This window comes from Streptomyces sp. NPDC001709 (assembly GCF_053596375.1).
In genome coordinates this window covers 103133-129461 of sequence record NZ_JBSFGB010000010.1, presented here as the reverse complement: position 1 = coordinate 129461, position 26329 = coordinate 103133, and the positions used below count along the sequence as shown (strand labels likewise).

12 protein-coding genes are annotated in these 26329 nt (G+C 71.9%); 7 read left to right on the top strand and 5 right to left on the bottom strand.

Features of this window, described 5'->3' with window-relative positions; genetic code table 11:
• Positions 1 to 112: 112 nt before the first annotated feature.
• From ACWC0C_RS17635 to ACWC0C_RS17615, 5 genes are all read right to left on the bottom strand, one after another.
• Entirely contained in the window at positions 113 to 1336 is a 1224-nt protein-coding gene (locus tag ACWC0C_RS17635; protein ID WP_450864761.1) for an acetylornithine transaminase, read from the bottom strand.
• Positions 1333 to 2484, bottom strand: coding sequence for a bifunctional glutamate N-acetyltransferase/amino-acid acetyltransferase ArgJ (argJ, locus tag ACWC0C_RS17630; RefSeq protein WP_450864760.1), 1152 nt, complete (start codon positions 2482 to 2484; stop codon positions 1333 to 1335). Before argJ ends, ACWC0C_RS17635 begins: the two co-directional genes overlap by 4 nt.
• Before the next feature lie 70 nt (positions 2485 to 2554).
• On the bottom strand, positions 2555 to 3583 hold the full coding sequence (argC, locus tag ACWC0C_RS17625; protein ID WP_450864759.1) for an N-acetyl-gamma-glutamyl-phosphate reductase: 1029 nt from the start codon (positions 3581 to 3583) through the stop codon (positions 2555 to 2557).
• Entirely contained in the window at positions 3580 to 4767 is a 1188-nt protein-coding gene (locus ACWC0C_RS17620) for a serine hydrolase domain-containing protein (RefSeq protein WP_450864758.1), read from the bottom strand. The genes argC and ACWC0C_RS17620 overlap by 4 nt, the downstream gene beginning before the upstream one ends.
• An 88-nt stretch (positions 4768 to 4855) precedes the next feature.
• Positions 4856 to 5602 (bottom strand): thioesterase II family protein, encoded by a 747-nt coding sequence (locus ACWC0C_RS17615; RefSeq protein ID WP_450864757.1) that lies wholly within the window; start codon positions 5600 to 5602, stop codon positions 4856 to 4858.
• Positions 5603 to 6113: 511 nt separating this feature from the next.
• Here ACWC0C_RS17615 and ACWC0C_RS17610 point away from each other — a divergent pair.
• From ACWC0C_RS17610 to ACWC0C_RS17580, 7 genes are all read left to right on the top strand, one after another.
• Positions 6114 to 6329, top strand: coding sequence for an MbtH family protein (locus tag ACWC0C_RS17610; RefSeq protein WP_450864756.1), 216 nt, complete (start codon positions 6114 to 6116; stop codon positions 6327 to 6329).
• 97 nt (positions 6330 to 6426) lie between these two features.
• A complete protein-coding gene (locus ACWC0C_RS17605) occupies positions 6427 to 7143 on the top strand; it encodes an LmbU family transcriptional regulator (RefSeq protein WP_449195642.1) in 717 nt (238 codons plus the stop codon).
• 595 nt (positions 7144 to 7738) lie between these two features.
• Positions 7739 to 9289 carry an amino acid adenylation domain-containing protein gene (locus tag ACWC0C_RS17600; RefSeq protein ID WP_450864755.1) on the top strand — a complete coding sequence of 517 codons (1551 nt, stop codon included), beginning with the start codon at positions 7739 to 7741 and terminating at the stop codon, positions 9287 to 9289.
• Between the two features lie 20 nt (positions 9290 to 9309).
• On the top strand, positions 9310 to 9537 hold the full coding sequence (locus tag ACWC0C_RS17595; RefSeq protein WP_450864754.1) for an acyl carrier protein: 228 nt from the start codon (positions 9310 to 9312) through the stop codon (positions 9535 to 9537).
• 10 nt (positions 9538 to 9547) lie between these two features.
• Positions 9548 to 10735 carry an NAD(P)/FAD-dependent oxidoreductase gene (locus tag ACWC0C_RS17590; RefSeq protein WP_450864753.1) on the top strand — a complete coding sequence of 396 codons (1188 nt, stop codon included), beginning with the start codon at positions 9548 to 9550 and terminating at the stop codon, positions 10733 to 10735.
• A gap of 40 nt (positions 10736 to 10775) precedes the next feature.
• Positions 10776 to 18569 carry an amino acid adenylation domain-containing protein gene (locus ACWC0C_RS17585; protein ID WP_450864752.1) on the top strand — a complete coding sequence of 2598 codons (7794 nt, stop codon included), beginning with the start codon at positions 10776 to 10778 and terminating at the stop codon, positions 18567 to 18569.
• Positions 18566 to 26326 carry an amino acid adenylation domain-containing protein gene (locus ACWC0C_RS17580; RefSeq protein ID WP_450864751.1) on the top strand — a complete coding sequence of 2587 codons (7761 nt, stop codon included), beginning with the start codon at positions 18566 to 18568 and terminating at the stop codon, positions 26324 to 26326. Before ACWC0C_RS17585 ends, ACWC0C_RS17580 begins: the two co-directional genes overlap by 4 nt.
• The last annotated feature ends 3 nt before the right edge of the window (positions 26327 to 26329 follow it).

The following is a 26329-nucleotide window of genomic DNA, read 5'->3' as shown; positions in this document are numbered from 1 at the left end:
GTCTCGAAGGACGGGCTGGAGCAATGCCGTAGCGGCACTCGAACGCCTGCACGGTGAATTTCCAGCCAGCCTCGTGCCGACCGTCCAGTGGCATCTCCGGCGGCACGACCGGTCAGGCCGCCACCGGTCCCTCGGCGAAGACCTCGGACAGCGCCGCGCGGAAGCCGTCGAGGAAGGTGTCCACCTCACGGTCCGACACGATCAGCGGCGGAGCGAGCCGGACGACGTCCGGCATCACCGCGTTGACCAGCAGACCTCTGTCCTGTGCCGCTTGCTGCACGCGCGCCGCGCACGCACCGTCCAGCACGACGCCCATCAGCAGGCCGGCACCGCGCACTTCGCGTACCAGCGGATGTGCCGGCGTCTCCAGGCCGCGCCGCAGCCGCTCTCCGGCCGACGTCACACGGTCGAGGAGGCCCGTCCGCTCGATGGTGTCCAGTACGGCGAGCGCGGCGGCGCACACCACCGGGTTGCCGCTGAAGGTGGAGCCGTGCGCACCGGGCGTGAGCAGCTCGGCGGCTGGTCCGAAGGCGAGCGTCGCGCCGATCGGCAGACCGCCGCCGAGGCCCTTGGCGAGCGTGACGACGTCCGCCTCGACGCCGTCGGCCTGCGCCGCGAACCAGTGGCCGGTGCGGCCGACGCCGGTCTGGATCTCGTCCAGGACGAGCAGCGTTCCGGTCGCCGCGGTGATCTCGCGTGCCGCCCGCAGATAGCCCGGCGGCGGCACGACCACGCCGTTCTCTCCTTGCAGCGGCTCCAGCACCAGCAGCGCGGTGTCCGCGGTGACGGCGGCGCGCAAGGCCTCGACGTCGCCGTACGGCACATGGCTGACGTCGCCCGGCAGCGGCTGGAACGGGCGCTGCTTGGCGGGCTGTCCGGTGAGGGCCAGCGCGCCCATGGTGCGGCCGTGGAAGCCGCCGGCGGCCGACACCATGTGCGGACGGCCGGTGAGTCTGCCGATCTTGAAGGCCGCCTCGTTGGCCTCCGCTCCGGAGTTGGAGAAGTAGACCCGGCCCCGGCGTCCGGCCAGCCGCAGCAGCCGCTCGGCCAGGCGCACGGTCGGCTCCGCGATGAACAGGTTCGAGACATGTCCGAGCGCGGCGATCTGCTCGCAGACGGCCGCCACGACCGCCGGATGCGCGTGGCCGAGCGCGTTGACCGCGATACCGCCGACGAAGTCGAGGTACTCACGGCCCTCCGCGTCCCGGACCCGGCTGCCACGCCCCTGGACCAGAGGCAGCCGGGGAGTGCCGAAGTTGTCCATCATGACGTCCTGCCAGCGGCGGGTCAGCGCCGCGTTGTCCGCCGTGCCGGCGCTGTCGTCCGAGGCGTTCACGAGGCGTACTCGCTGTTCTCGTGGACGTAGTCGGCGGTGAGGTCGTTCGTCCAGATGACGGCGCGCTCCGCACCCGCGGCGAGGTCCACGGTGATCACCACTTCACGGCCGCTCATGTCGACCAGCCCGCGGTCCTCGCCGACCGACCCGTTCCTGCACACCCACACACCGTTGATCGCGACATCGAGGCGGTCGGGCTCGAAGGCGGCGGACGTGGTGCCGACGGCGGACAGGACGCGGCCCCAGTTCGGATCCTCGCCGTGGACGGCGCACTTGAGGAGGTTGTTGCGCGCGACGGACCGGCCCACCTCGACGGCGTCGTCCTCGCTCGCGGCGCCGACGACCTCGATGCGGATCTCCTTGCTCGCGCCTTCCGCGTCCGTGACGAGCTGCCGGGCCAGATCGGCACAGACCTCGCGGACGGCATCGGCGAACTCGTCGTACTCCGGAGTGACATGAGAGGCACCGGAGGAGAGCAGCAGCACGGTGTCGTTGGTGGACATGCAGCCGTCGGAGTCGACCCGGTCGAAGGTGCGACGCGTGGCGTCCCGCAGCGCGCGGTCCAGGGCGGTGCCGTTCAGCGCGGCGTCCGTGGTGAGCACGACGAGCATCGTGGCGAGCCCGGGCGCGAGCATGCCGGCGCCCTTGGCCATGCCGCCGACGGTCCACGCGCCCCGGCTGACGGACGCCGTCTTGTGCACCGTGTCCGTGGTCATGACGGCGACGGCCGCGTCCTCGCCGCCGGCCGCGGACAGCCGGGTCACGGCGTGCTCGACGCCGGCCAGGACCCGGTCCATCGGCAGCGGCACGCCGATGAGCCCGGTGGAACAGACCGCCACGTCCGCCGCGTTCAGACCGAGGTGCTTCGCGGCTCGCTCCGCGGTGGCACATGTGTCCTCAAGGCCTCGCGGTCCGGTACAGGCGTTGGCACCACCGGAGTTGAGCACGACCGCGCGGATCTCGCCCGCCGCGAGTACCTGCCGGGACCACTGGACCGGCGCGGCCTGCACGCGGTTGGAGGTGAAGACGCCGGCCGCGGCGTGACACGGCCCGTTGTTGACGACGAGAGCCAGGTCCCGGCCGCCGTTCTGCTTGATTCCCGCGGCGACACCGGCCGCCGCGAACCCTCGTGCTGCCGTGACACTCACTGCATCTCCTTGTTCGCCCAGTCCGCGCGTGCACGTGCTCCCCCGGCTACCGCCGGGAGGTGCCCCCAGCTCACGGTGCGACTCCGATCGTGGAAAGACCCAGCTCCTCGGTGAGACCGAGAGCGATGTTCATGCTCTGCACGGCCCCACCCGCCGTGCCCTTGGTCAGGTTGTCGATGGCGGCGATCGCGATGATCCGGCCCACCGACGGGTCGAGGGCCACCTGGATGTGCGCGGCGTTCGATCCGTACACGGCCGCGGTGCAGGGCCACTGTCCCTCCGGCAGCAGCCGCACGAACGGCTCGTCGGCCAGTGCCTTGTGGTACGCGGCGCGTATGTCGTGCGCGTCGACTCCGGGCCGCGCCGCGGCGGAGCAGGTGGCGAGGATGCCGCGCGGCATGGGCGCCAGGGTCGGGGTGAAGGAGACGGCGACTTGGCGGCCCGCCACGGCGCCGAGGTGTTGCGTCATCTCCGGTGTGTGCCGATGGCCGCCGCCGACGCCGTACGGCCGCATGGAGCCCATGACCTCGCTGCCGAGCAGGTCCGGCCTGGGTGCCTTGCCGGCTCCGGACGTGCCGGACGCGGCGACGACCACCGCCTCGGGCTCGGCCAGGCCCGCCGCGTACGCCGGGAAGAGGGCCAGCAGGACCGCCGTCGGATAGCAGCCCGGCACCGCGATGCGCCTGGTGCCCGCCAACGCGGCGCGTGCGCCGGGCAGTTCGGGCAGGCCGTACGGCCAGGTGCCCGCGTGCGCCGAGCCGTAGAACCTCTGCCAGTCGCTCGCGTCCGCGAGCCGGAAATCCGCGCCGCAGTCGACGACGAGCGTCTCCTCACTCAACTTCTCCGCCACAGCGGCGGATTGGCCGTGCGGCAGCGCGAGGAAGACGACGTCGTGGCCCTGGAGAACCTCGGCGGTGGTGGGCCGCACCTCCCGCTCGGCCAGCGGCGTCAGGTGCGGCTGCACTGCGCCGACCCGCCGTCCCGCACTGGACTGGCCGGTCAGCGCGCCGATCTCCACTTCAGGATGGGCCAGGAGCAGGCGCAGGAGCTCACCTCCCGCGTATCCGCTCGCTCCGGCCACGGCCGCTCGCACGGTCATGGAGCCTCCGAGCCGGACGATGTGCCGCAGTACTCGGCGTTCAGAACCGGGAGCATGGTCTGCGCTCCCCAGGTGCTGTTGTAGTTGAAAGCGAGCTGGTGGCGGCCGTCCTCGGTGAAGGCGGCCAGCGAGAGCCATCCCAGTGCGCCGCCGTCGTGGTACCACACCGAGGTGCCGCAGCTCAGCGTGAGCCGTTCGATGCCGAGTCCGTAGGACGAGCCCGGGAAATCGGGATCGTCGACGGTCGCCTTCATCTCCCTCAGCTGCCGCGGCGGCAGCAGCCTTCCGCGCATCAGCGCTCCGTAGAACCGGTTCAGATCGTCCGCGCTGGAGATGATGTCGCCATTGCCCCAGCCCTGTGACCCGTTCATCTCGGTGACGTCGTCGATCCGGTCCGGCTGCGCCGGAAAGATCTTGGCGTAGCCGCGGCTGCTCGGTCCGGTCAGGCGGAAGCCGGTGCCGGGATTGGACGTCGCCCGCAGTCCCAGGGGTTCGATGATCCGGTCGCGCACCTCGTCCTCGTACGGCCTGCCGGCGACCTTCTCCAGGACCAGCGCGGCCAGCACGTCGTTGGTGTTGGAGAAGGAGTACCTGGTACCGGGTGCGAACAGCGGCGCGTGCGCGAGGGCCACGCGCACACGCTGCTCGGGCGTCAGGGTGTCGTACCGGTGCTGGAGGAAGCCGTCGCCGAACACATATGTCTCGTCGTACTGCGGGTCGGCGAAGTAGTCGAACAGGCCGCTGGTGTGGTTGAGGAGCTGCCGTACGGTGATCGTGCGGCCGTCGTTGCCGTTGCCCGTCACCAGGCCGGGCAGATGGCGCTCCACGCTGTCGTCGAGACTGAGCTTGTTCTCCGCCTCCAGCTGCAGCAGGACCGTCGCCACGAAGGTGTTGGTGATGTTGCCGACGCGGAACCGGTCGTTCTTGCCGCGCGGAGCGCCCGTCGTCAGATCGCCCACGCCCGCCGCCGACTTCCACACTCCGCCGGCGTCCCGGGCCTCGGCGGTGACGCCGGGCACGCCGGCCGCGACGGCCGCGTCGATGGCGTGCCGCGTGGCCTGGTGGTCGGCCGTCGTGGGAGCCGTGGCCCGCGCCGCCTGAGCGGGACCCGTGAGGACGGTGGCCATCAGCGCGACCGCCGCCAGGCCGACCACGCCGGCCCTTGGTCTCTTCCCTGTCGTCATTCCCGCTCCTGAGAGTCGTCCGGGGGTTTTTGTAGGGGGTTCCGTAGGGGGTTCCGTACGGGTTTCCGTACGGGTTTCCGTAGGAGGTTCAGGCCGAGCGCGTCGCGTCCGCCGCGTCGAGCGCCGTGGTCGCGTCCTGTTCGATCTGCCGCAGCAGCGGCGCGGGTTCGTCCTGGAAGTAGAAGTGACCGCCGCTGAGGACCCGTAGGCCCAGGAAGTGCTCGGAGTGCTCCGCCCAGCCGGCCATCCGCCGCGGCGAGGCGGAGCGGTCCTCGCGGCCGGCGAAGGCGGACAGCGCCACGGGCAGCGGACCGGCGTCGGGAGCGGGACGCCAGCTCTCCACCAGGCGCAGGTCGGCCCGGATGATCGGATCGAACAGGGCCCACAGTTCGGGATCGTCGAAGACACCCTCGGGTGTGCCGCCGAGCAGCTTCAGACGCGTGCGCAGCTCGGCGGCCGGCAGCTCGTGGTACCAGTCTCCCTCTCCCGCCGACTGCGGTGCGGACCGCGCCGACACCCCGAGCCACACCGGCAGCGGCAGGCCGAGTTCGGCGGCCCGCCGGGTCATCTCGTACGCCACCAGGGCGCCCATGCTGTGCCCGAAAAGTGCGTAGGGACAGGCCGGTTCGGGCTCGATGTCGCGCAACAGGTGGTCGGCGAGGCGGCCGGCGTCCGTGAACTGCGGTTGGTCGAGAAGGAGGCCGTGGCCCGGTGCGTCGAGCAGCCGTACGTCCCAGGTGTCCGGCAGTCCGGCCGGCCAGCCGCGGTACGGCAGGTGTGAGCCGCCCGCGTGGTGCAGGACGAACAGGCGCAGGGCAGGTCGTGTGCAGTCCATCGCTCTCCCTCCGGACATGTGTGCGCGTGTGCCTGTGGTGAGGTCACCGCTTCGAGAGCCCGCACCGGCCGCCGCTCGCTCGCTGGAGCGGAACTCGACCGGGCCTGTGAGGACCGCGGACAGTGTGGGCGGTGAGCGCGTTCACGATGTCCCCGCCGTCGCAGCCGGTCCCACCGTCCCGCACGCCTGAGCCGACGCGCGCGAACCGCGATGAGCGGCGCACGTCCTTGCCCGCGAGTCGGCATCGTGGCACAGGAATCCGCCCCGGTACAGAGGATCACGGCGGGCTGCGGATCCGGGCGGACGACCGGACGGCGGGCGGGCCCGCCGCACTTGTAGCGCCGGTGGCCGAGTCCCTACGGTGACGTGCCAACGCCGGGGTCGCCGCAGACGCCGCGTGTCCTGTCGACCGGACAACGCCGATCCGCGAACCCGCGCCCGGTGCTTCCTACGCACCCGGCCTGGCGATTCCCCATCCAAGTCACCTCATGACGGTTAAGGACGGTGCCAGTTGAGCGCGAACCCCTTCGATGACGAGAACGGCCGCTTCTTCGTGGTGGCCAACGACGAGGACCAGCACTCCCTGTGGCCGGCATTCGCCGACGTGCCCGCGGGCTGGCGGGTCGTCTTCGGCGAGGCGGCCAGGGCCGAGTGCCTGCGGTACGTCGAGGAGCACTGGACCGACCTGCGTCCCAAGAGCCTGCGGGAGGCCATGTCGGCGCGGTGAACGCCGCCCGTGCTCGGCCTCGGCCGAGTGAACGGTTTACGCCCAGGAAGACGCTCTGAGTTGGGAGATGAAGGTGGTGACGGGGGCTGTGAGAAGCGTGAGCAGATACAAGGCGCGGCCGGTGGTCGGCAGTGGTGAGCCGGCGCAGCGCGATGTGGTCCTGTCGTTCGTCGGGACACAGGCCACGGTGCAGAAGTCGGGCATGGTCTTCCCGGAGAACCTGCCGGAGCGGTCCTGGGAGCAGATCGGGACCAACCTGCGCGAGCTCGTGAACTCCTCGGCGTGGTGGCTCGCCGACTGGCTGATCTACGGGGAGGCCACCTACGGGTGGCGGCGGTACAAGGAGGCCATCGAGCGCACCGGGCTCGACTACCAGACCTTGCGCAACTACGCCTGGGTGGCCCGGCGGTTCGAGCACCACCGCAGGCGGGACAGCCTCAGCTTCGCCCACCACGCCGAGGTGACCCGCCTGGCGCCACCGGAGCAGGACTACTGGCTGCGCAAGGCCGAACAGCAGAAGTGGTCGCGCAACGAACTGCGCAGGGCCGTCCGCGCCAGCCTGGCCGCACAGAACGAAAAGGCCGAGGTGCGCACGAGCGGCGCCGACGAACAGCAGGACGTCCCTCGGCTCGCCGAGTCGGCCGCCGCCGAGAAACGCCGGCAGAAGGTCACCACCCTCACCATCGAGCTGTCCGCCGGCCAACTGGAGTACTACTCGAAAATGGCCGCCGCGCACGGCCTGCCCGTCGACAAGTGGGTCACCCGAATGCTCGAAACAGCCGACGAGAGCATCACCGAGAAGCGCACGGCTTGACGGGGCGGGGCTGGCTGGCGGCGCGCGGCTTGGCGGCAGGGTCTGGTGCCGCTGTGCTTGGCGGCGTACGGCTTGGTGGCGCAGGGTCTGGTGGCGCTGTGCTTGGCGCACGGCCTGACGGCGCTCCATCTGACGGCGCTCCGCTTGGTAGCGCTCCGTCTGACGGCGCATCGCTTGGTGGCGCTCCGCTTGACGGCGCCCTGTCTGACGGCGCGTGGCCTAGCGGCGCATCGCCTGGTGGTGCACGCCCCGGCGGCACACCATCCGAAGGCACTGGCAAGCGCGGCGCACCGCTCGAAGGTCGGCAAGTGCGGCGCAGTGCCTGAAGGTGCCGGCAGGCGCGGCACACCGTCCGAAGGCGTCGGGCAGGCGCGGCGCACTGCTCGAAGGCGTAGACAAGCGCGGCGCACCACAGGCGTCGGAAGGCGCGGCGCACTGAAGGCGTCGGCAAGGGCGGCGTACCGAAGGCGTCGGCAAGCGCGGCGCGCACCGTCCGCAGGCGTCGGCGACCCCGTTCCCCGTTCGCGTCCACGGCTCGTCCGACCGGACACCTCTCGTATCGCCGACCGGACACCTCTCACATCGGAGTCAGTTGATGATCCTTCAGGGAAAACGGGTCGCTCTGCCCTCGGAGCCCGTCGTTCACCGGCAGTTCGAGGCGCATGTACAGGCCACTCCCGACGCCGTCGCCGTCTCCTGGGCCGGTGAGCGGGTGACGTACGCGGAGCTGGACGCGAAGGCGAACCGGTTCGCGCACTTCCTCGTGGCGCGCGGACACGGCCGAGGCGCGAAGGTCGGCGTCTGTCTCGACTACTCGACCGACATGCTCGTCGCCATCCTCGGCACACTGAAGGCCGGCGCCGCCTACGTACCGTTCGACCCGGCCTATCCTGAGGCCAGGCTCCGCCTCCTGCTGGGCCAGGTCCCCGATCTCGCGCTGATCGTGGCCTCACCGGCGACGGCCGCGATGGTCGAGTCGGCGGCCGTCGACCTCATCGACCTGGACCGGCTCTCCGAGCACCTGGCAGGTCTTCCGGCGACCGCTCCCGAAGTCCGCGTCACCGGAGACGACGTGTGCTACGCGGTCTTCACGTCCGGATCGACCGGTACGCCGAAGCTGACCGCGGTGCGGCACGAGGGCTGGTTCAACCTGATGAACTGGCTGAAGCTCGAATACGGCCTGCACCGCGGCTCGCACAACCTGGTCGTCAGCGCGTTCGGCTTCGACCTGTCCCAGCGGGCCCTGATGACACCACTGTTCTGCGGCGCCACCCAGTACCTGATGGCGAGCCGGAACTTCGACGCCATGCTGGCCTACCGCATGCTGACCGAGCACGAGATCCGCGTGGTGCACTGCGCCTCCAGCACGCTGTACCTGCTGGTGGACTGGGAGAGGGCACGCGGCGGCGACGCACTCGGCAGGCTCGACTACGTGCTCTTCGGCGGCGAGCCGCTCAAGGCCGAACGGCTCACGGACTGGTCCCGGCGCGACGGCAACACCTGCACGCTCCTGCACCAGTACGGCGTCGCCGAGTGCACGGATGTCGCGACGTCGTACGACCTCGCCGCGTACCGGCCCGGCGAGCACGACGTGCCACCGGTCGGCAGGCCGGCCTACAACACCGACATCCATCTCCTCGACGAGAACCTGCGCCATGTCGCGCCGGGCGAGCAGGGCGAGATCTGCATCTCCGGGGCCGGAGTCGGCGCGGGCTATCTCAACAACGGTCCGGAGAACGCGAAGTTCACGACGATCGAGGTCGACGGAGAGCGGCGCCGGCTGTACCGCACGGGCGACCGCGGCCGGGTGACCGAGGCCGGCGAACTCGTCGTCCTCGGCAGGATCGACGCGCAGGTGAAGGTGCGCGGCATGCGCATCGATCCGACCGACGTGGAGCGCGCGCTCGGCAGGCTGGCCGGTGTCCGCGAGGCCGCCGTGGCGATCAGGCACACCGACTCCGGCGAGGCCGAGCTGATCGCGTTCATCGTCCCGGCCGAAGACGATCTCGCCGAGGACGACGTGCGCGCCCGCCTCCTGACCACGCTGCCGCGGAACATGGTGCCGGCCAGGTTCCGGAATATTCCGCGGATTCCCTTGAGCCCGCACGGAAAAGTCGACCGCGCGGCACTGCTCGACGCACCTTGATGACAGCCTGGAGGAATGTGATGATTGCCGAAAGCGTGCGCGCCATTTGGTGCCGGGAATTCCAGCGTGACGACATATCGGCCGACGAGGATTTCTTCGCGCTGGGCGGCCAGTCCCTGATCATGGTCAGGATTCAGGGCGCATTCATCGAGGAATTGGGCGTCGAGGTCCCGATGGACGAGCTGTTCCGCAATCCGACGGTGGCGTCGATTTCCACGTACATCGAATCGCTGGCAACTACCCGGTAGGAGAGGCGCCATGTACGACGTGATTGTCATAGGTGCCCGTTGTGCGGGTTCGCCGACGGCCATGCTGTTCGCGCGGCAGGGCTATCGCGTCCTGCTCCTGGAGAAGGCGCGGTTCCCGCAGGACACGCTGTCCTCGCACTACCTCCACCAGCAGGGCGTGGCGCTGCTGCAGCGGTGGGGCCTGCTCGACCGGCTGCGCGAGGCCGGCTGCCGGCCGATCACACACCAGAGCTACGAGGCGCCCGGCGTCCGCATCGACGGCTTCTCGCTGCCGATCGACGGCCTGCGGACCACCTACGCGCCGAGGCGCTACGTACTCGACCCGATCCTCGCGGACGGTGCCGTGGCGGCCGGCGTGGAGTTCCGGCAGGGCTGCGCGGTCAACGACCTGGTGTTCGAGGACGACCGGGTCGTCGGAGTGCGGTACACGACACCCGGCGGCGCCGAGGCGACGGACCGTGCGCGACTCGTCGTCGGCGCGGACGGCATGCGCTCGCTGGTGGCCCGCAAGGCCGGCGCGAAGAACGTCATCGAGCATCCGCGGATGACCTGCACCTACTACAGCTACTGGTCCGGCGTTCCCGCGCACTTCGAGCTGTACGAGCAGCCGGGACGTTGGATCGGCGTCCTGCCCACCAACGACGACCTCACCCTGCTCATGGCCTACTTCCCGCAGGACGAGTTCGGCCAGGTCCGCAAGGACGTCGAACCCGCCTACCTCGACGCCTTCCGCACCACGGCACCGGAGTTGTACGAGCGGATGCGGGCCGGCCGGCGCGAGGAGCAGCTGTACGGCACGGGCCACCAGGAGAACTACTTCCGCAAGGCGTACGGCCCCGGCTGGGCGCTGGTCGGCGACGCGGTGAACCACAAGGACTCCATCACCGCACGCGGCATCACCGAGGCCTTCGTGCAGGCCCAGTCGCTCACCGACCACATCGGAGACCGGCTGCACGACGACGCCGCGCTCAGGTCGGCGCTGCGGCGCTACGAGAACGACCTGAGCAACGAGGCACTCAATCACTACCAGGGCGCGCTCAACGTGGCCGAGCTCAAGCCCGAGGGCCGCACGGACATGCTGCGCAAGCTGGTCGGACACCAGGAGCACATCGACCGGTACTTCTCGACGCTGTCGGGCGCGTGCTCCATCGACGACTTCTACAACGACGAACTGCTGACCCTGCTCGACCAGAGCTGACTGACGACCCGCTCCCCGGTTCGCCGATTTTGGAGACACAATGATCCCGTTGTCGTTCGCGCAGCGCCGGCTGTGGTTCGTGGACCGGTTCGAAGGCCCGTCGCCGACCTACAACGGCGCGTTCGCCCTGCGGCTGACCGGTGAGCTGAACGCGGATGCGCTCGAGGCGGCGCTCCGCGATGTCATCGACCGGCACGAAGTCCTCCGCACGGTGATCGTCGAGGGCGACGACGGCGTCCCGCACCAGCAGGTGCTGCCCTCCGGCGAGAAGCCGTTCGACCTGCCCCTCGTCGAGGTCGCGGGGGAGCAGGAGCGGGCGGCCGCGGTCGAGGAGGTGGCCACCGCGACCTTCGACCTGGCCGCCGACGCGCCGATCCGCGCCAGGCTGGTGCGGTCCGGGCCGCGCGAGCACACCCTCGTCGTCGTGGCGCACCACATCGCCGTGGACGGTGAGTCCTTCGGGCCGCTGTTCCGCGATCTCACCACGGCCTACGCCGCCCGCACCGAGGGCAGGGCCCCGGCGTGGGAGCCGCTGCCGGTGCAGTACGCGGACTACACGCTGTGGCAGCGGGACGTGCTCGGTGACGAGTCCGATCCGGACAGCACGTCGGCCCGGCAACTGGCGTACTGGCGCAAGGCGTTGGCCGATCTGCCGCAGCCGCTGGCCCTGCCGACGGACCGCCCGCGTCCGAGGGTGATGGACCCCGCCGGCGACCGCATCCCGTTCTCCATCGGGCCCGACCTGCTCGGGGCCGTGGAGAAGCTGGCCGCGGAATCGGGCACCACGGTGTCGATGGTCATGCACTCGGCGCTCGCGGTGCTCCTGCACCACCTCGGGTGCGGTGACGACGTGTCCATCGGCGCGCCGATCACGGACCGCACCGACGAGGAGCTGCGGGACCTCGTCGGGTTCTTCGTCAACACCTGGGTGCTGCGCGTCGACCTGTCCGGCAACCCGTCGTTCGGCGAGCTCCTGGAGCAGGTGCGGGACCGCTCCCTGGCCGCCTACGACAACCAGGACATGCCGTTCGAGCGGCTGGTGGAGCTGCTCAACCCGGACCGGTCCACCGCCTACAACCCGTTCTTCCAGGTCATGCTCTCCTGGCAGCCGCCCGTGCCGCCCATGGAACTGCCCGGCCTCGGTGTCCGGGCCGAGCGGCTCGAGACCCGGACGGCCAAGTTCGACCTGTTCTTCGACCTGATCCCGAACGGCACCGGCGGGGCGAACTGCCGCCTGGAGTACGCCACCAGCCTGTTCGACCGGGACACCGCCGAGGGCATCGCGCACCGGTTCGTCCGCGTACTGGGGCTTCTCACCGCCGACTCGGAGCGTGCGATCGGCACCGTCGACGTGCTCGACGCCGCCGAGCGGCAGCGGCTGCTCACCGAGTTCAACGACACCGCCGCGCCGCTGCCCGAGCTGACGGTCCCGGAGCTGTTCGAGGCCCAGGTGGCCAGGACGCCCGACGCCCCGGCGCTCGTGTGCGACGAGCGGACACTGACCTACCGGGAGCTGGACGACCGGGCGAACGGCGTCGCCTGGGAGCTGATCCGGCGCGGTGCCGGGCCGGAGGACCTGGTGGCCCTCGCGCTGCCGCGCACCGAGGACCTGGTGGCTGGCCTGCTCGGGATCCTCAAGTCCGGTGCCGGATACGTGCCGTTGGATCCGCAGTACCTCAGCGGGCGGGCGGAGAGCGTGCTGTCCGAGGCGGCTCCGCGCTTCGCGGTCACCGACACCGCGACCTGGCAGGACCTGCCGCAGGGCGACATGGCGTGCGTCAACCTCGACGAGCGCGCGCAATGGGAGACGGCCACGGGGGCGCCGGACAACGCGGCCCGGATCGCGCCGCTGAGCCCGGACAACCTGGCGTACGTGATGTACACCTCCGGCTCCACGGGCAAGCCCAAGGGCGCCACGATCACCCACCGGGGCGCCGTCAACGGCGTGCGCGAGCTGGTGCGCGTCCTCGACGCGCCGACCGGCTGGCGGATGCTGGCCGGCACCTCGGTCAACTTCGACGTCTCGGTCTTCGAGCTGCTGACCACCCTGACCACCGGCGGCACCGCCGAGGTGGTGGCGAACGCGCTGGCGCTCGACGAGCGGGAGCGCTGGGACGGCCATGTGATCAGCGGGGTCCCCTCGGTGCTCGGGGAGCTGGTGGGCCGGCTGGAGAAGGCGCCCGACGTGCGCACGGTCGTGTTCGCGGGCGACGTGCTCCCGGGCCGGCTGGTGCGGCAGGTGCGCGAGGCCCTGCCCGGCGTGCAGATCGTCAACTCCTACGGGCAGAGCGAGAGTTTCTACGCCACCACGTTCTCCCTCGCGGCGTCCGAGGAGTGGGCGGACGGCGACGTGGCCCCCATCGGCACCCCGCTCGGGAACATGCGTGCCTACGTGCTGGGCCCGGGACTCACCCCGGTGCCGCAGGGCGTGGTGGGTGAGCTGTACGTGGTCGGGACCTGCCTGGGCCGCGGCTATCACGGCCGCCCGGGCCTGACCGCCGAGCGCTATGTGGCGAACCCGTTCGGCCCCGCCGGCGAGCGGATGTACCGCACGGGCGACCTGGCCCGCTGGAACGCCGAGGGGCAGCTGGAGTGCGTGGGCCGCGGCGACGGCCAGGTGAAGGTGCGCGGCTTCCGCATCGAGACGGCCGAGGTCGAGGCCGCGATCACCGCGCACCCCGGCATCAACGAGGCCGTGGTGATCAGCCGGGAGGTGCCCTCGGGCGGGCGGAGGCTCGTCGCGTACGTGGTGCACACCGGCGAGGGAGCCGTCGGTGACGACGGCGCCGGCGGCATCGGCGACGTGGACGTGCAGTCCGGTGCCTCCGCCGCCGAGCTGCGCAAGTTCGTCGCGGCCCGGCTGCCCGACTACATGGTGCCGTCGGCCTTCGTGGCCCTCGGCCGGCTCCCGCTCGGTCCGACCGGCAAGCTGGACCGCAAGGCGCTGCCCGAGCCGGAGTTCCTCGGCGAGACCTACCGGGAGCCGCGCACCGAGGCCGAGAAGATCATCGCCGCGGCGTACGCGGACGTGCTCGGTGTGGAGCGGGTCGGTGCCGACGACGACTTCTTCGCGGTGGGCGGCGACAGCCTGCGCTCCATCCAGGTGGTGGCGCGGGCCCGCGCCCGCGGCCTGGAACTGAGCACGCGGGAGATCTTCGAGTGCCGCACCGCGGCCCGCCTCGCCGAGGTGGCCTCCGCCCGCACGGGCCTGGCGCCCGTGCTCGCCGAGCTGGAGGGCGGCGGCGTCGGCCCGATGCCGCTGCAGCCGGTGGCGCGGCAGGTGTTCGAGCACGGCGGCGGGACGAACCGCTTCGCCATGTCGATCGTCCTCGAACTGCCCACGGGCATCGACGCGAACGGCCTCGCCGCGACGCTGGACGCCGTACTCGACCGCCACGACCTCCTGCGCGCACAGCTGGTGCCCGGCGACGAACCCTCCCTCGTCGTACGCCCGACAGGAACCCTGCGGGCGGTGGACCTGATCCACCGCGTCGACTGCGACGGCCGCTGGGACGAGCCGTCCTCGCTGCGGGCGGCCGAGGCCGAGCTGGACGCCTCGGTCGGCCGGCTCGACCCGGAAGCCGGGACCATGGCCGACTTCGTCTGGTTCGCCCCGCCGTCGGGTGCGGGCAGGCTTCTCGTGGTGCTGCACCACCTGGCGGTGGACGGCGTCTCCTGGCGGATCCTCATGTCGGACCTCGCCGAGGCCTGGCAGCAGGTCCGCTCCGGCAGGGCGCCCAAGCTGCCCGCGGTCGGCACCTCGGCCCGCCGCTGGGCGTCGGCGCTCCAGGACGAGGCGCTCTCCCCGGAACGGGAGGCGGAACTGACGTACTGGCGGGACCTGCTGGAGGCGTCGAACCCCCCGCTCGGCACGCGGGCGTTCGACCCGGCCGTGGACGTCTGGTCGACGCTCGACACCGTGCGGGCGCAGCTGCCCGCCGAGGTCACCGAGGCCGTGCTGACCAAGCTGCCCGCGGCGTTCAAGGGCACCGGGACCGACGTACTGCTCGCCGCGCTCGCCCTCGCGGTGAACCGGTGGCGCGGTGAGGACCGCTCGACCCTGGTGCGCCTCGAGGGACACGGCCGCGAGGAGGAGGTCGTGCCCGGGGCCGACCTGTCCCGGACCGTCGGCTGGTTCACCACCATGTACCCGGCCCGGGTCGATGTGCGGGGAGTGGACCTGGCCGACGTACTGGCCGGCGGCCCCGCGGCCGGGCAGGCGATCAAGCTGGTCAAGGAGCAGCTGCGCGGGGTCCCGGACAAGGGCCTCGGCTACGGGCTGCTGCGCTACCTGAACCCGGAGACCGCCGAACAGCTCGCCGAGTACCCGGCGCCGCAGATCGGCTTCAACTACCTCGGCCGGATCTCCGACGCCGACGTGCCCGAGCACCTGCGCGCGCACGGGTGGGGGCCCGCGTCCTGGTCCGCCGAGCTGATCGCGAAGCCCGACCCGGACCTGCCCGCGCTGTCCGCGCTCGAGGTCAACTCGGTCGTCACGGACACCGCCGACGGCACCCGGCTGCAGGCGGCCTTCATGTTCCCCACCGGGGTGCTCTCCCGCGAGCGGGCCGCCGAACTGGCCGAGCTGTGGGTCGAGGTGCTGCACGGCATGGCCGCGTACGCCGCACGCCCCGAGATCGGCGGGCTCACGCCCTCGGACGCCCCGCTGGTCCCGGTGCGCCAGGACGAGATCGAGGCCTGGGAGGAGCGCTACGGCCGGCTGGTCGAGGTATGGCCGCAGGCGCCGGGGCAGTCCGGCATCCAGTTCCAGGCGGCGCTCGCCGACGGCACCTTCGACGTCTACCACATGCAGTTCGTGCTGCACCTGTCCGGGCAGGTGGACCCGGAGCGCATGCGGGCGGCCGGGCAGGCGCTGCTCGAGCGGTACCCGAACCTGCGCTCCGCGTTCCTCACCACGGCCGACGGCGACCCGGTGCAGGTCGTGGCGGAACACGTCGCCCTGCCCTGGCGGCACCTCGACCTGACCGGCCGCAGCGAGGCCGAGCAGGACGCGGCGCTCGATGCGGCCCTCGCCGACGACCGGGCCGACCAACTCGACCCCACCCGCCCGCCGTTGATCCGCCTGGCCCTGCTCACCTGCGGACCCGAGCAGGCGAAGCTCATCCTCACGGCGCACCACACCCTGTTCGACGGATGGTCGTCGCCGCTGGTGATCACGGACCTGATCCGCCTGTACGCCGAGACCCGTGACCTTGCTCCGGTCCGCTCCTACGGCGACTACCTGGCCTGGCTGTCCCGGCAGGACCGGGAGGCCTCGGCGGCCCGCTGGAAGGCCGAGCTGGAAGGATTCGACCAGCCGACCCTCGTGGCCGCGGGCCTTGCCCCCGAGGGGGAGGCGACCGCGCTCGGGCGGGTCGAGGTTCCGCTGTCGATCGACAAGGGACGTGAACTCGCCCGGCGCGCCGCGGAACTCGGGGTCACCCTGAACACGGTCCTGCAGGGCGCCTGGGCGATCCTGCTCTCGAAGCTGACCGGGCAGCACGACGTGGTGTTCGGCGCCGCCGTCAACGGCCGCCCCGCGGACCTGACCGGCTCGGACGAGATGGTCGGCCTGTTCATCAACTCCCTGCCGACCAGGGCCATGTGCCGAGCCGACCAGAGCCTGGCCGATGTCATCACCGACCTGCAGAACCGGCAGATCAGCCTGCTCGACCACCACTACTACGGCCTCGCCGACATCCAGCGCGGCGTCGGGCTGCCCGCCCTGTTCGACACGATCGTGGTGTTCGAGAACTACCCGATCGACCGCGAGGGCATCGTCGACGCGAACGCCTCGGCCGGGTTCACGATCGACGCCATCCGGCCGTTCGCGGGCTCGCACTACCCGCTCACCCTCAACGCCTCCGACCCCTACCTGCGGCTCTCCCTCGATTACCAGCGCAACCTGTACGACCGCGCCGCGGCCGAGGTGATCGCCGCGCGGCTCGTCCGGGTGCTGGAGCAGGTGCTTGAGGACCCCTCGGTGCCGGTGGGTGCCGTGGAGGTGCTGGGCGAGGACGAGCGGGACTGGCTGGTGCGCCAGGTCAACGACACGGCCCACCCGGTGGCCGCGGACACCCTGCCGGCCGCGTTCGAGGCCCAGGTGGAGCGTGACCCGGACCGGGTGGCGCTGATCGGTGAGCAGGAGACGCTGACCTACGGGGAGTTCAACCGGCGCGCGAACCGGCTGGCGCATTGGCTGGTCGAGCAGGGCGCCGGCCCCGAGCGGCTGGTCGCGGTCAAGATCCCCCGCTCCGTCGACCTGCTCGTGGCGCTCTACGCGGTGGTGAAGGCGGGTGCGGCCTATGTGCCGGTGGACCCGGACCTGCCCGAGGACCGGGTGCGGCACGTGCTGGACAGTGCCAAGCCGCTGCTGGTCCTCGACGAGAACCTGCCGGACGTCTGCGCCCACCCCGAGACGAACCCGCAGCGTGAGCTGTCCCCGGACCACGCCGCATACGTCATCTTCACCTCCGGTTCCACCGGCGGCCCGAAGGGGGTGCAGGTGGCGCACCGGTCGATCATGAACCGGCTGCAGTGGGGCCTGGCGCACTTCGAGGTCGGGGCCGAGGACCGGGTGCTGCTCAGCACGACGGCGAGCTTCGACGTGTCGGTGCCGGAGCTGTTCGCGCCGCTCCAGGTCGGGGCCGCCGTGGTCATCGCGCGTCCGGACGGGCGCCGGGACCCGGCCTACCTCGCCGACCTGATCCAGCGCGAGCGGGTGACCGGCGCGGACTTCGTGCCCTCCCTGCTGGAGGCTTTCGTCGCCGAGCCGGCGGCCAAGGAGTGCACCAGCCTGCGCTGGATCGAGGTCGCGGGCGAGGCGTTCCCGCCCGCACTGGCCAACAAGGCGGTCGGCGTGCTGCCGGGCTGCGGGGTGCACAACCTCTACGGACCCACCGAGGCATCGGTCGAGGTCACGGCGTGGCAGCACGTGCCGGGTGCGGACCGGGTGCCGATCGGCGCACCGATCTGGAACACCCAGGTGTACGTGCTGGACGCGGCGCTGCGCCCGGTCGCGCCCGGGGTCGCCGGCGAGCTGTACCTGGCCGGCACCGGGCTCGCCCGGGGCTACCTCGGACAGACCGGGCTGACCGCGGGCCGGTTCGTGGCCTGCCCCTTCGGCGAGCCGGGAACCCGGATGTACCGCACCGGCGACCTGGTGCGGTGGACCACGGACGGCCAGGTCGAGTACATCGGCCGGACCGACTTCCAGGTCAAGGTGCGCGGCTTCCGCATCGAACTCGGCGAGATCGAACAGGCGCTGGCCGCACACCCGGACGTCGACAGCGCGGTGGCCGTGGTGCGCGAGGACCGCGCCGACGACCAGCGACTGGTCGCGTACGTGGTGCCGGTCAAGGGCACGGATCCGGCCGGGCTGGACCTCACGGCCCTGACGGGCCAGGTCCAAGAGCACCTGCCGGAGTACATGGTCCCCTCGGCGATCGTGCCGCTCGCCGAACTGCCCACGACACCGAGCGGGAAGCTCGACCGCAAGGCGCTGCCCGCACCGGACTACACCGAGGCCGACACCGGACGCGGGCCGCGCAACCACACCGAGGAAGTCCTCTGCCGGCTGTTCGCCGACCTGCTCGGCCTGGCGGAGGTCGGTATCGACGTCGACTTCTTCAGCCGCGGCGGGCATTCGCTGCTGGCCACCCGGCTGGTCGGCCGCATCCGCAACGAGCTGAACGCCGACGTGAAGGTCACGACAGTGTTCCGCAATCCGACCGTCGCCCAGCTGGCGGTTCGGATCGGGGAACTGGCCACGTCGAACCGCCCCCGGCTGCGTCCCCGGCTGGGCCAGATGACCGTTGAGGAGACGCGTCGATGATCCCCCTGTCCTTCGCCCAGCGCCGGCTGTGGTTCCTCCACCGTCTGGAAGGCCCGTCCGCGACCTACAACATCCCGTTCGTGCTGCGCCTGGACGGGCCGCTGGACACGGCGGCCCTGTCCGCCGCGGTCACGGATGTCGTCACCCGGCACGAGAGCCTGCGCACCCTGGTCGCCGAGAACGCGGACGGCACGCCGGAGCAGCGGATCCTGCCCCCCGAGGAGGCGGCCCCGCCGTTCCGGGTGACCGACGTGGCCGCGGACGCGGTGGACACCGCGCTGCAGGAGGCCGCGTGCGAGGGCTTCGACCTGGACACGGAACTCCCCCTGCGGACCACCGTGCTCCGCGTCGGCCCGCAGGAGCACCTGCTGGTGTTCGTGTTCCACCACATCGCCGCGGACGGGGCGTCGATGGCGCCGTTCCTGCGGGATCTGCTGTCGGCGTACGCGGCCCGCCACCGGGGCGAAGTGCCGCAGTGGCCGCCGCTTCCGGTGCAGTACAAGGACTACACGCTGTGGCAGCGCCAGCTGCTGGGCGACGAGGAGGACCCGGAGAGCATCGCCGCGGCCCAGCTGGAGTACTGGCGGGGGGAACTGGCCGGGGTGCCGCAGCCGGTGCAGCTGCCGCTGGACAGGCCGCGGCCGACGGCGGCCGGCCACGACGGCGGCCATGTCGACTTCGAGCTGGACGCGGACCTGCTCGCCGGGATCGGGAAGCTGGCCGCGGAGCGCGGCGGCACGGCGCCGATGGTCGCGCAGGCCGTGCTCGCGGTGCTCCTGCACCACGTCGGCGCCGGCAACGACCTGACGATCGGCAGCCCGATCGAGGGGCGCGCCGATGAGCAACTCGACGATCTGATCGGGTTCTTCGCCAACACCTGGGTGCTGCGCGTCGACCTGTCCGGCAACCCGTCGTTCGGTGAGCTGCTGGAGCAGGTGCGCGACCGGGCCCTGGCCGCGTACGACAACCAGGACGTCCCGTTCGAGCGCCTGGTGGAGCTGCTCGGTCCGGACCGCACCACCGCGTACCAGCCGCTGTTCCAGGTGATGCTGGCCTGGCAGTTCGAGTGGTCGCAGATCGAGATACCGGGTCTGCGGGTCACCCCCGTCCCGGCTGGCACCGGTACCGCGAAGTTCGACCTGTTCTTCAACATCGTCCCGGCCCCGTCCGGCGGTGCGTACGGCCGGCTGGAGTACGCGACGGAACTGTTCGACCACGCCACGGCCAAGGGCCTCGTCGACCGCTATGTGCGCGTACTGCGGCAGGTGGTCGCCGATCCCGGGACGCGGCTCGGCGGGGTGGACGTGCTCACCGCCGCCGAGCGGGACCGGCTGACACAGCTGAACGACACGACGGCGCCGGTGCACGCAGCGACGGTGCCGGAGCTGGTCGCCGCCCAGGCGGCGCGCACGCCGGACGCGACGGCGGTGGTGTCCGGGCAGACCGAGTTGTCGTACCGGGAACTGGACGCCCGCGCAGGCCGGCTGGCCGCGGTCCTGCGGGACCGTGGTGTCGGGCCGGACACGCTGGTCGCCGTGGCACTTCCGCGCTCGGCGGACCTGGTGGTCGCACTGCTCGCGGTGCTCAAGGCCGGCGGCGCCTACCTGCCGATCGACCCCGACTACCCGGCCGCGCGCGTCGACCTCCTGCTCGGCGCGGCCGATCCGGCACTGGTCCTGACCGACTACGAAGCGGCGGCGACCGTGGCCAAGTGCCGGCTGCCGGTACTCCACCTCGACGACCTGAGCCTCGACGGCCCCGCTCTCGAAGCCCCGGACGTCCGTATCGGGCCGGACAACCTGGCCTACGTGATGTTCACTTCGGGCTCGACCGGGACGCCCAAGGGTGTCGCCATCACCCATGCCAGTGTGGTCAACGGTGTGCGGGATCTGCGTCGGACCGTGCAGGTCGAGGCGGGGTCCCGGATGCTGGCCGCGACCTCGGTGAACTTCGACGTCTCCGTGTTCGAGATCTTCACCGCGCTCACCGCCGGAGCGAGCGTCGAGATCGTCCGTGACGTACTCGAACTCGCGGAGCGCGGCAGCTGGTCCGGCACCACCATCAGCGCCGTGCCCGCGGTGTTCTCCGCGCTGCTGGACCAAAACGTCGACCTCGACGTGCGAACCGTCGTCTTCGCCGGTGAGGCCCTCTCGGCCGACCTGGTCCACAAGGTGCACAAGACCTTCCCCCACGTCCGTGTCATCAACGCCTACGGGCAGACCGAGAGCTTCTACGCCTCCACCTTCACGCTCCCGCGGCAGTGGACCGAAACCGGCGCGATTCCGGTCGGACAGCCCCTGGCCAACATGCGTGCCTACGTCCTGGGGCCGGAGCTGACCCCGGTCCCGCCGGGTGTGATCGGCGAACTGTACGTCGGCGGGCTGCTCGCCCGTGGTTACCACCACAACGGCGGGGCGACCGCGGAGCGGTTCGTCCCCTGCCCCTTCGGTCCCGCCGGCGCGCGCATGTACCGTACCGGTGACCTGGCCCAGTGGGATGACGACGGCCAACTGAAGTACGCGGGACGGGCCGACACCCAGGCGAAGATCAACGGCATCCGCCTCGATCCGACCGAGATCGAGACCGTACTCGCCCGGCATCCCGCGATCGGCCAGGCAGCGGTCATGGTGCGCGAGGACCACACCGGCGGCAAACGACTGGTCGGTTATGTGGCGCCGGCGGGGCACGCCGGTGTTCCGGTGGCGGAGCTGCGGGCGTTCGTGGCCGAGCGGCTCCCGGACTACATGGTGCCCGCCGCGTTCGTGGTGCTGGACCGGCTGCCGCTCAACGCGAACGGCAAGCTGGACCGGGCCGCGCTGCCCGAGCCGGAGTTCGCCGGCACCGAGTACCGGGCGCCGCGCACCGAGGCGGAGCGGATCCTGGCCGAGGTGTACGCCGACGTGCTCGGCGCCGGACAGGTGGGCATCGACGACGACTTCTTCAGCAGCGGCGGGGACAGCATCCGGTCGATCCAGGTCGTCGCGCGGGCCAAGACGCGCGGCGTCGTGGTCAGCACGCGGGAGATCTTCGAGCACCGCACGGTCGCCCGGCTCGCGGAGCTGGTCGAGGGCCGGGAGGAAGAGGAGCGCGTGAGCCTGGCGGAGCTGCCGGGCGGCGGCGTGGGCTGGGCCCCGCTGCCGCCGACGGCGGCCCACGTCCTCGCGCTGGGCGGTGGCATCGGCCGGTTCTGCATGTCCGCGCTGCTGACCCTGCCCGCGGACATCGACCGTACGGGCCTGCTCGCGACGCTGCAGGCCGTACTGGACCGGCACGACGTGCTGCGCTCCCGGCTCGACCGGGCGCAGCCGGGCCTGCGGATGGAGCCGGCCGGCAGCGTGGACGCCGCCGCTCTGGTGCGGGAAGTCCCCTACGGCGACGCCGATGTGCAGGCCGAGCTGGACGCGGCCGCGGACCGGCTGGACCCGGACGCGGGCGTCATGGCGCAGTTCGTGTGGCTCACCTCCGACGCGAACGCGAACGCGGATACGGAAACGGCCCCGGACCGGCTGCTGATCGTGCTGCACCACCTGGTCGTCGACGGGGTGTCCTGGCGGATCCTGCTGCCCGACCTGGTGTCCGCCTGGCAGCGGGTCCGCGACCGCCTCACCCCGGCACCGGCAGCCGAGGGCACCTCGCTGCGCCGCTGGATGCACGCCCTGGCCGACGAGGCGGCCACCCCCGAGCGGGTGGCCGAACTGCCCGTCTGGCAGGAGATCCTGCGCGCGGAAGAGCCCGTGCTGGGCGCGCGGGAGCTGGACCCCGCGCGCGATGTCACGGCCACCGTGGACACGGTGCGCGTCCAGGTGCCGGCGGACGTCACACAGACCTTGCTGACCACGGTGCCCGCGGTGTTCCGCGGCGGTGTCGACGACGGGCTGCTGGCCGGACTGGCCCTGGCACTGGCCCGCTGGCGTGAGACGCGGCGCGTTTCCGGATCCCGGGCGCTGGTGCGGCTGGAAGGGCACGGCCGGGAGGAGCACCTGGTGCCCGGCGCGGACCTGTCGGGCACGATCGGCTGGTTCACCGCGATGTACCCGGTGCGGCTGGACCTGGCGGGCATCGACGTGGCCGACGCGTTCGCCGGCGGCGCGGCCGCAGGACGGGCCGTCAAGGCCGTCAAGGAACAGCTGCGGGCGGTGCCGGACAACGGCATGGGCTACGGCCTGCTGCGCCACCTCAACGAGGAGACCGCCGCCGAGCTGGCCGGACAGCGCGCACCGCAGATCGGGTTCAACTACCTGGGCCGCGCCTCCGGCGCGGACATCCCCGAGGACCTGCGGGGCCTGGGCTGGGCACCGGACACCACGCACCGGGACCTGATCGCCGCGCCCGACGCGGACATGCCGGTGCTGTCGGCGCTGGAGATCAACGCGGTGGCCACCAACACCCCCTCCGGTGACGAGCTGACCGCCTACTTCGGCTTCCCGACCGGGGTGCTCTCCCGCGCCGAGGTGACCGAGCTGGCCGGGCTGTGGGTCGAGGCGCTGACCGCCCTGGCCCGGCACGCCACGGCACCCGACGCCGGCGGGCTGACCCCGAGCGACGCGCCCCTGGTGGAGGTGGGCCAGGGCGAGATCGACACCTGGGAGGACCGGTTCGGCAAGCTGGCCGAGGTGTGGCCGACGACCCCGGTGCAGTCCGGGATGCTGTTCCACACGGCGCTGGCCGGATCCTCCTTCGACGCCTACCACATGCAGCTGGTGTTCCACCTGTCCGGCGAGGTCGACCCGGAGCGGATGCACCGGGCCGCGCAGGCACTGCTGGGGCGTCATGCCGGCCTCCGCGCGGCGTTCGTCGACCGGGCGGACGGCGATGCGGTGCAGGTGGTGCCGGAGACGGTGTCCCTGCCCTGGCAGTACCTCGACCTGACCGCCGCCGGCGAGGCGGAGCGGACCGAGGAGTTCGAGCGGTTCCTCGCCGAGGACCGGGCCGCCCGCTTCGAGGTGGCCACCCCGCCGCTGATCCGGATGGCGCTCGTCCACCTCGAACCCGGCCGCGCCGAACTCGTGATGACCGCCCACCACGTGCTGATCGACGGCTGGTCCATGCCCCTGCTGATGCAGGACCTGCTGCTGTTCTACGCGTCCGGCGGCGACCCGGCAGCTCTGCCCGCGCCCCGTGACTTCGGCGAGTTCCTGACCTGGCGCGCCCGGCAGGACGAGAAGGAGTCCGCACGGGTGTGGGCGGCCGAGCTCGACGGCGTCGAGGAGCCGACCCTGCTCGCTCCCGGCTCCGAAGGCGCGGCCGAGGGCGTCGGCCAGGTCGACATCACGCTCCCGGTCGACGAGGCCCGCGCACTGGGCCGGCGGGCCACCGAGCTGGGCGTCACCATCAACACCCTGGTCCAGGGCGCCTGGGCACTCCTGCTCAGCCGGCTCACCGGCCGCGAGGACGTGGTGTTCGGCGCCACCGTCTCCGGGCGCCCGCCCGCCGTGACGGACGTCGACTCGATGGTCGGGATGTTCATCAACACCCTTCCCGTACGCGTCGAGTACGCGCCCGGCGACACCCTCGCCGAGGTCCTCACCCGGCTACAGGGCCGGCAGGCCGCTCTCCTGGACCACCACTACTACGGGCTCACGGAGATCCAGCAGTCCGTCGGCCTGCAGTCCCTCTTCGACACGCTGGTCGTCTTCGAGTCGTACCCGGTCGACAAGGACGGCATCAGCGCCGCCTCCGACGCCGCGGACGGGATCGCCTTCACCGGCCTGCGCGCGTCCACGGCCACCAACTACCCGCTGACCCTGATGGCTGCGGCCGACCCGCACCTCCAGCTCATCCTCCAGTACACGCAGGGCGTCTTCGACCGGGACACGGTGGAGGTGCTCGCGGCCCGCCTCGTGCGCGTCCTGCGGCAGCTGGCGGCCACCCCCGAGCTGAAGGTCGCCGACATCGACATCCTGGACCGGGCCGAACGCGACCGGCTGCTCGCCGAGTTCAACGACACGGCCGTACCGACCCCGGACGTCACGATCAACGGGCTCGTCGAGGCACAGGCGGCGCGGACCCCGGACGCGCTCGCCGTGGTCGCCGAGGGCGAATCGCTCACGTACCGCGAGGTGAACGGCCGGGCCAACCGCCTGGCGCGTGAACTGGCCGGATGCGGGGTGGGCCCGGAGTCGGTGGTCGCGGTGTCGCTGCCGCGGTCGGCGGACCTCGTGGTCGCCCTGCTCGCGGTCCTGAAGGCGGGCGGCGCGTATCTGCCGGTCGACCCCAAGTACCCCAGCCATCGCCTTGCGGCCATCTTCGAGGAGGCGCGGCCGCGCCTCGTCCTGACGGACACCGCGACGGTCGCGGTGCTGCCGGAGCACGACGCCCCGGACGTCCTCCTCGACACGCTCGACCTGTCCGGAGCCGACACCGGCCTCGAACTGCCCCTCCACGCCCAGCAGTTGGCGTACGTGATGTACACCTCCGGCTCCACGGGCAAGCCCAAGGGCGTCGCCATCAGCCACGCCAACGTGGTCAACGGCGTGCTGCGGCTCGCCGACCGGGTGGGCATGGCGCCGGGCAAGCGGATCCTCGCGGGCACGTCGGTCAACTTCGACGTCTCGGCGTTCGAGATCTTCACGACCCTCGCCGCCGGCGGCGTCGTCGAAGTGGTCCGGGACGTCCTGGTCCTGGGCGAGCGGAAGGGCTGGAGCGGCGGCGTCATCTCCACCGTGCCGTCCGCCTTCGCCGAACTCGTCGACCAGATCTCCGGCCGCACCAGCGTGGAGACGGTCGTCTTCGCCGGCGAGGCCCTGCCCGCGTCGCTCGTCGAGAAGGTGCGGGACGCCTTCCCGGGCGTACGGGTCGTCAACGCCTACGGGCAGAGCGAGTCGTTCTACGCCACCACCTTCACCGTCTGCGGCGACACCCAGGGCTGGGCGGGCAGCGCGCCCGTCGGCACCCCGCTCGGCAACATGCGGGCCTACGTCCTCGGCCCCGGCCTGGCTTTGGTGCCGCCGGGCACGGTCGGCGAGCTGTACGTCGGCGGGAACGTGGGCCGCGGTTACCACGGCCGCGGCGACCTGACCGCCGAGCGCTTCGTCCCCGACCCGTTCGGCCCCTCCGGCTCGCGCATGTACCGCACCGGTGACCTCGCCCGCTGGAACGGCGAGGGCCAACTGGAGTACGAGGGCCGGGGAGACGCGCAGGTCAAGGTGCGCGGCTTCCGCGTCGAGCCCGGCGAGGTCGAGGCCGCGCTCACCGCCCACCCCGGTGTCGCGCAGGCCGCCGTCATCGCCCGCGAGGGGCGGGGCAGCGGCACGGGCAAGCAGCTGGTCGCGTATGTCGTGCCCGCCGGCACCGGCGACGGCACGACGACCGAGGACCGCGCCGGCCTGGGGGCGAGGGAACTGCACGGCTTCGTCTCGGAGCGGCTCCCGGACTTCATGGTGCCGTCCGCCTTCATGGTCCTCGACCGGCTGCCGCTCTCCCCGAACGGCAAGCTGGACCGGGCCGCGCTGCCCGAGCCCGAGTACACCGGCACCGCCTACCGGGCACCCCGCACCCCCCGCGAGGAGACCCTGGCCAAGCTGTTCGCCGAGGTGCTCGGCGTGGACCGGGTCGGCATCGACGACGGCTTCTTCGAGCTCGGCGGGCACTCCCTGCTCGCCACCCGGCTGATCAGCCGCGCCCGTGCCGAGCTGGGGATCGAGATACCCATCCGCAAGGTCTTCGACCTGCCCACGGTGGCCGCGCTCGCCGCCTGGTCGGAGCAGTCGGCAGCCCCCCGCCGCCCCAGCCTCCGCCAGATGATCGTCAAGGAGTGAAGC